The organism is Candidatus Poriferisocius sp., from assembly GCF_965214065.1.
Classification (GTDB): Bacteria; Actinomycetota; Acidimicrobiia; order Acidimicrobiales; family Bin134; genus Poriferisocius.
The window spans coordinates 1-6,390 of sequence record NZ_CBDCAT010000008.1 but is presented as its reverse complement, the minus strand read 5'-3'; the positions used below and the strand labels follow the sequence as shown (position 1 = coordinate 6,390).

The window sequence follows — 6,390 nt, the reverse complement described above, 5'->3', positions numbered from 1 at the left end:
AACCGTGTCGCCCACTGTGGTGCCCAGAGAAGCGGCCAGCTCCTTCAATTCCCGGTGCGTTGCAACGTCGATCCGCACGCTAGTGCCTTGCATGCAGATATGTTAGCAGAACTGCATACTTTGCATCGCTCCGAGACCACGACATGCAGCGGCACCGAGCGAACCGCCCCTCAGTGCTCATCCAAGCCGGTCGAACCGATCCAGGTTCATGACCTTGGCCCAGGCTGAGGAGAAATCGTTGACGAACTTCTCCTCGCCGTCGTCGCACCCGTAAACCTCGGCTATGGCCCGGAGCTGGGAGTTGGAGCCGAACACCAGGTCGGCGGCGGTTGCGGTCCAGCGGAGTTCGCCGGTGGCCCGGTCGTGCCCTTCGTATACCCTGGCCTGATCGGTGGAAACCCGCCACTCGGTGTCCATGCTCAACAGGTTGGTGAAGAAGTCGTTGGAAAGCGTGCCCGGCCGGTCGGTGAGCACACCATGTTGGGACTGGCCGGCGTTGGCGTCCAGCGCTCGCATCCCGCCCACCAGCGCTGTCATCTCGGGTGCGGTCAGGTTGAGCAGGAACGCCTTCTCCACCAGTAGCTCCTCGGCGGGGCGCTTGTGGAAGTCGGCCAAGTAGTTGCGGAAGCCGTCGGCGGTGGGCTCGAGCACAGCGAAGCTCTCGACGTCGGTCTGATTCTGGGAGGCGTCAGTGCGGCCCGGTGAGAACCGAACTGCCACGTTGTGGCCGGCATCGTTGGCTGCTTTCTCCACTGCGGCGCATCCGCCGAGGACAATCAAATCGGCCAGTGATACCTGCGGGCCGCCTTGGGCGTTGAAGTCGGCTTGGATCTGCTCGAGGACGGCTACCACGTCAGCCACGCCCGCTTGGAGGTTCACATCCCAGCCGCTCTGGGGGGCAAGCCGGATGCGGGCGCCGTTGGCCCCGCCTCGCATGTCGGTGCCCCGGAACGTGGAGGCCGAAGCCCATGCGGTGGCTGCCAACTGCGACACCGACAGCCCAGAACCGAGGATTCGGCCCTTTAGGTCGGCTACCTCAGCGTCGCCCACCAGATCGCCATGAACTGCGGGCACCGGGTCTTGCCAGATCAGCTCCTCGTCGGGGACCTCGGGGCCGAGGTAGCGGGCCACCGGGCCCATGTCGCGGTGGGTGAGCTTGAACCAGGCCCGAGCGAAGGCGTCGGCCAGCTCGTCGGGGTTCTCGTGGAAGCGGCGGGAAATGGGCTCGTAAATCGGGTCGAACCGCAAAGCCAGGTCGGTGGTCAACATCATCGGCGCGCACCGCACAGATGGATCATGGGCGTCGGGCACGGTGTCATCGGCAGCCCGGTCGGTTGGGCGCCACTGCTGGGCACCGGCGGGGCTCTGGGTCAGCTCCCACTCATAGCCGAACAGGTTGTCGAAAAATCCGTTGTCCCATCTAGCGGGATCGTTGGTCCATGCGCCTTCCAGACCGCTGGTGATGGCGTCACCGCCTGCGCCAGTGCCGAAGGTGTTCTTCCAGCCCAAGCCCTGCTCTTCGAGGCTGGCTGCTTCGGGGTCATCCCCGACATAGGTATCGGGGGCGGCCCCGTGAGCCTTGCCGAAGGTGTGGCCGCCTGCGATCAGAGCTACGGTCTCCTCGTCGTCCATGGCCATGCGGGCGAACGTCTCCCGGATATCGATTCCGGCGGCAATGGGATCGGGATTGGCGTTGGGGCCCTCGGGGTTGACGTAGATGAGTCCCATTTGCACTGCGCCCAGCGGGGTCTCCAGGTCGCGCTCTCCCGTGTAGCGCTCGTCGCCGAGCCACTCGTTCTCCGAGCCCCAGTAGATGTCCTCCTCGGGGGCCCAGATGTCGGAGCGTCCGCCGCCGAAGCCGAACGTCTCCAAACCCATCGACTCCAAGGCCACGTTGCCGGCCAGGATCAACAGGTCGGCCCAGGAGAGCTTGCCGCCGTACTTCTGCTTGACGGGCCACAGCAACCGGCGGGCCTTGTCCAAGCTGGCATTGTCGGGCCAGCTGTTCAGGGGGGCGAACCGTTGGGCGCCGGTGCCTCCACCACCCCGGCCGTCGCCGATCCGGTAGGTGCCGGCCGCGTGCCAGGTGAGCCGGATCATCAGCGGGCCGTAGTGCCCGTAGTCGGCTGGCCACCAGTCCTTGGAATCGGTCAACACGTCGGCGATGTCCTGTTTCACCGCCGCCAGATCGAGTGTTTCGAACTCTGCGGCGTAGTCGAAGCCATCCCCCATCGGATCGGCTTCAGGGAATGCTGGTGCAGGATCTTCAGATTCAGCTGCTCGGGCCACCACTGCTCGGTGGCCGATGTGCCCTTGGCGGTGTTGGCGCCTGAAAACGGACACTGGCTGGTGCTCTCAGTCATGGGACTCTCCTTTGAGTTGTTGCTTGGTTGTTGATTGGCTCATCAGACGGCCGGCTCGCGGTCGGCGGCGAAGCACTCGGGGCAGCGGCCCCAGTAGATGACCTCGGCCTCGTAGATCTCGTATCCGGAGTCGTCGGCGGCGGTGAGACACGGGGTGTAGCCCACCGCGCAGTCGACATCCACCATCCGGTTGCAGGAGCGACAGATCAAGTGGTGGTGGTTGTCGCCCACCCGGTCCTCATAACGGGCCGGCGACCCCGCGGGCTGGATCCTTCGGATCAGGCCCTTTTCGGCCAGCATCCCCACTGAGTCATACACCGCCTGGCGGGATATGGCGCCAATGTCGTTGTGGACCGCCTCGGCCACGTCATCCACCGTACCGTGGGGACAGGCCGAAACGGCACGGATGACGGCAATCCTCTGGGCAGTGACTTGGACGCCGTGCTGGCGCAAGAGGTCAGCGGGGGCGGGGGTGTCGCTCGACGGCATGAGAGCATCATACCGACTAGATTAGACTAAATCCAATATTAGCTTATATCTGATTACTCTATTTGCCCCGTAACCAAACCTGGCGTGAATTCAGTCAGGCCGGGTGGTTCTCTACGAGACGGCGAATGCCCTCTCGCCAGTTCACCAGGCGATCGGGTCGCAGGGCTTCGATACCGCTGGTGTCCATGACAGTGCTGGGAATGGCGGTATCGGTCTCCACGATCTTGGGCGGGTCACAGCCGTCTATCTCGGCCATGTACGCGCACCATTCGGCTACCGACACCAGCCCGGGGCTAGCCCAGTTGAGCGTGGTGGCCGGGACTGCGGCCTGGTCGAGCAGTACGGGCAGGTCGGCGGCGATGTCCTCGTCGTGGACGAGGTTGTAGCGGGCGCCGTCGGTGTGGACTTCGATGTCCATGCCCGCCCGCATCATCAGAAGATGGAAGAAGGGCCAGCCGGTGGTGTCGCCATAGGGCACGTTGAGACGGGCGATAACCGTAGGCAGGTTGAATTCCTGAGCCCCGAATCGGGCTACCGACTCCCCCGCTATCTTGCAGATCGAATAGGTCGGCATCATGTGGGCATGGTGGTTGCCATGAGGGCTGTCCTCGGTGAACGGCTGCCCGCCGTTGGGCTGATAGACCGCCCCCGAAGAGCAGTGCAGAAACGCCTCGGCGCCTCGGAAGTGGCTCATCAAATGGCCGGTGGCCTCAGAGCACACGGCCAGATCGGTCCTCCAGTCGCCGGTCTTGATCACCGCCAGGTTCACCACCACATCCACATCGCGGGGAACTGCCGAGAAATCAGCCTCGACGAAGTCCACGGCGATGCACTCCACTCCCCCGGCCTCAAGGTCGGCCCGAGCACCAGCATCTGAGAACCGAGCCAGAGCGATCACTCGATTGTCGGCCGCCAGGGTCTTGCACAGTGGCGGCCCCACCATCCCCGTCGGTCCCGTCACCACGATGGTCTTGTTCCTCAACTCCACAATTGCTCCTCACGATTTGGTCGGAACCGCCAGCGTAAGTGCCCCTGGCGTCGCCGCCAAGTGCCGCTCGCAGCATCTGAGCCGACGGCGATAGCTCGATGGTGAGGTAACTTGCCGCTGCAATGAGACCAGCAACACTGGAGACGCGATGACCGAGCGACCAGATGGCGAATCGAAGCGATCAGGCGGATCAGCGGTAGTCGAGCAGTTGTTGCGCGAGGGTGTCGAAACCGTGTTCGGCATCCCGGGCGTGCAGCTGATGCACATTCTTGACTCGTTCCACCACGGTGCCGACAAGATCCGCTACATCACGACGCGCCACGAGCAGGCCACGGCCTACATGGCCGACGGCTACGCCCGGGCAAGCGGAAAGCCGGGTACGACGCTCATTGTGCCGGGCCCAGGCGTGTACAACGCCGGTGCCGGGCTGGCCACGGCGTATGCGGCGTCTTCGCCGGTGATCCAAATTTCGGGGCAGATCAACCGAGGCTCCATCGGCCGAGGCGACAGCCTCCCCCACGAGGTACACGACCAACTCGACGTGGTGAGGCCCATTACCAAGCACGCCGAGCGAGTCACCGAAGCCGACCAGCTTCCCGCTGCGGTGCGCCGGGCCTTCGCGGCGATGGCCAGTGGCCGCCCCCGCCCTGTCCACCTCGAAATCCCACCTGAGACGATGGGCGAGCAAACCTCCGCGGCGGTAATCGAACCCGTGGCCAGCGAGCCGCAACGGCCCGATCCCGAACTCATCGAGCGAGCCGCCGGGATGCTGGCCGAAGCCGACCATCCGCTATTGGTGGTCGGCGGCGGAGCACATGGCGCGGCTCATGTGGTGCGGGAGCTGCAACGCCACCTCCAGGCGGCCACCATTTCCACCCGGGAGGGCAAGGGGGTGATCGACGGCCACAACCCCGCGGCCATCGGCACGCTGTTCGTGCACCAGCGTCTTGCACCGGTGATCGCCAACGCCGATGTGGTGCTCGCGGTGGGAACCCGCCTCCAGGGCGTTGGGTTGGGCGACCGCCACCGGCTGATACATCTCGATGTCGACGTCAGTGAGATAGGCCGATTCACACAACCCGAAGTCGCCCTCGTCGGCGACGCAGAAACCGGAGTGGCCGATCTGCTCGGCGCACTGCGGCAGATGAGCGATCCGGATCCCGACCGCTCTGGGGAATGGCGGGAGGTCCGGGAACAGGTCGACGCCGCACATCGCGCCTCGGGTCCGCAGGCGGCAATCGTCGAAGCCCTTAGCGACAGCCTGCCTGATGACGCCATCTTGGCGGTCGACGCCACCATGGTGGGCTACATGTGCCACATGTACCTGCCGGTGGCCCGCCCCCGCTCCTACCTCACGTCGTCGTACATGGGCACGCTCGGCTTCGCCATGAACATGTCCCTCGGCGCCAAGGTGGCTACCCCCGACCGCCCGTCCGTGTCCATCAGCGGCGACGGCGGCTTCTTGTTCGCCAGCAACGAACTCGCCACCGCTGTCCAATACGAGATCCCCGCCGTCCACGTCGTGATCAACGACGGTGGCTACGGAAATACCCGCCTCGACCAGGAGCTCAACTTTGGCGGGCGCCTGCTCGGCACCGAGCTGCGCAATCCCGACCTGGTCAAATACGCCGAATCATTCGGCTGCGCCGCCACCCGGGTCGCCGACAACGACGGCCTCCGCCAAGCAGTGCGGGACATGATCGCCGACAACCGGCCCGCCGTCATCGAACTGGCCATAGACCCGCTCCCCACCAACGGGTTCTGAATGGATTTGCTGGTTGCCGGCTAGTGGTGTGTCGCAGAGGTAGCGCTGTGGAATGCGACGGTCAGGCCCGCTCAGCAGCCAGTTGGTCCATCATCTCCTCGAAGCTGATCTCGCCGCGGAGCATGCGCTGGGTGACTTTGGAGAGCGGGCTTCTCGGCCAGCGGGATTCGCCCACCAAGTGGGCCTCGCTGGTAACCGAACCGTCTTCTGTGAACTCGTAGGTGCGGAAACCGGGCGGCATCGTGGTGAAGTTCTCAAGGTCGATGTTGACGGACAGCGACGGGCACTGGTGGATAGGTCGCCCCGCGACCTTCAAAGTCGTGTTGGTGTGGGTGTGGCCAGCTCCGATCCCACGGATTGCGGGAGCCATGTCGATGAGTCGGGCGAACTCGGCGTCATGGTCGGCCTTGTGGAAGAAGCCGAATGCTCCTGGAGGATGGTGGGTCCAGACGAAGGCGTGCTCCGCGTCGCTCCGCTCGACGGTCTCGGCCATCCACGTCACTTCAGCATCGCCGAAGCGCCCGTGCTTGTGGGTCCGATCCTCGCGATCAAACATAGAGCCATCTGTGCGCTGATCCCGACCTTCTGCGTTGGAGTCGGCAAACAGATACAGCCAGCTCCCGACCCGCAAGGTACGCCCGTTGCTCACCCCCGGACGGGGCAAAATGGCATCGAAGGGCACCTGCCGGTCGTGATTGCCGGGACACACCACCGCAGGCACCGGCAAGCGGGCGAGCTTCTCGGCGGTCTTTTGGTATTCGGCCTCGGTGCCGTTGTGGGAAATG

At 64.6% G+C, this 6,390-nt stretch carries 4 protein-coding genes and 1 pseudogene; 1 reads left to right on the top strand and 4 read right to left on the bottom strand.

What is annotated here, in order from left to right; translation table 11 throughout:
• Nucleotides 1-177: 177 nt before the first annotated feature.
• From katG to ACOOGG_RS00400, 3 genes and pseudogenes are all read right to left on the bottom strand, one after another.
• A pseudogene (gene katG / locus ACOOGG_RS00410) lies at nucleotides 178-2,363 on the bottom strand (catalase/peroxidase HPI).
• A 42-nt stretch (nucleotides 2,364-2,405) separates the two neighbouring features.
• Nucleotides 2,406-2,852 carry a Fur family transcriptional regulator gene (locus ACOOGG_RS00405; RefSeq protein WP_420431147.1) on the bottom strand — a complete coding sequence of 149 codons (447 nt, stop codon included), beginning with the start codon at nucleotides 2,850-2,852 and terminating at the stop codon, nucleotides 2,406-2,408.
• 94 nt (nucleotides 2,853-2,946) lie between these two features.
• Nucleotides 2,947-3,840, bottom strand: coding sequence for an NAD-dependent epimerase/dehydratase family protein (locus tag ACOOGG_RS00400; RefSeq protein ID WP_420431145.1), 894 nt, complete (start codon nucleotides 3,838-3,840; stop codon nucleotides 2,947-2,949).
• Between the two features lie 148 nt (nucleotides 3,841-3,988).
• Between ACOOGG_RS00400 and ACOOGG_RS00395 the strand changes: the two genes are divergently transcribed.
• The gene (locus tag ACOOGG_RS00395) at nucleotides 3,989-5,605 is read left to right on the top strand and encodes a thiamine pyrophosphate-dependent enzyme (RefSeq protein ID WP_420431143.1); all 1,617 of its coding nucleotides are present in this window, start codon (nucleotides 3,989-3,991) and stop codon (nucleotides 5,603-5,605) included.
• A 61-nt stretch (nucleotides 5,606-5,666) separates the two neighbouring features.
• On the opposite strand, the gene ACOOGG_RS00390 is transcribed toward ACOOGG_RS00395, so the two are convergent.
• Nucleotides 5,667-6,390, bottom strand: a 724-nt coding sequence (locus ACOOGG_RS00390) for a metallophosphoesterase family protein (RefSeq protein WP_420431141.1), incomplete at its 5' end; no start/stop codon positions are given.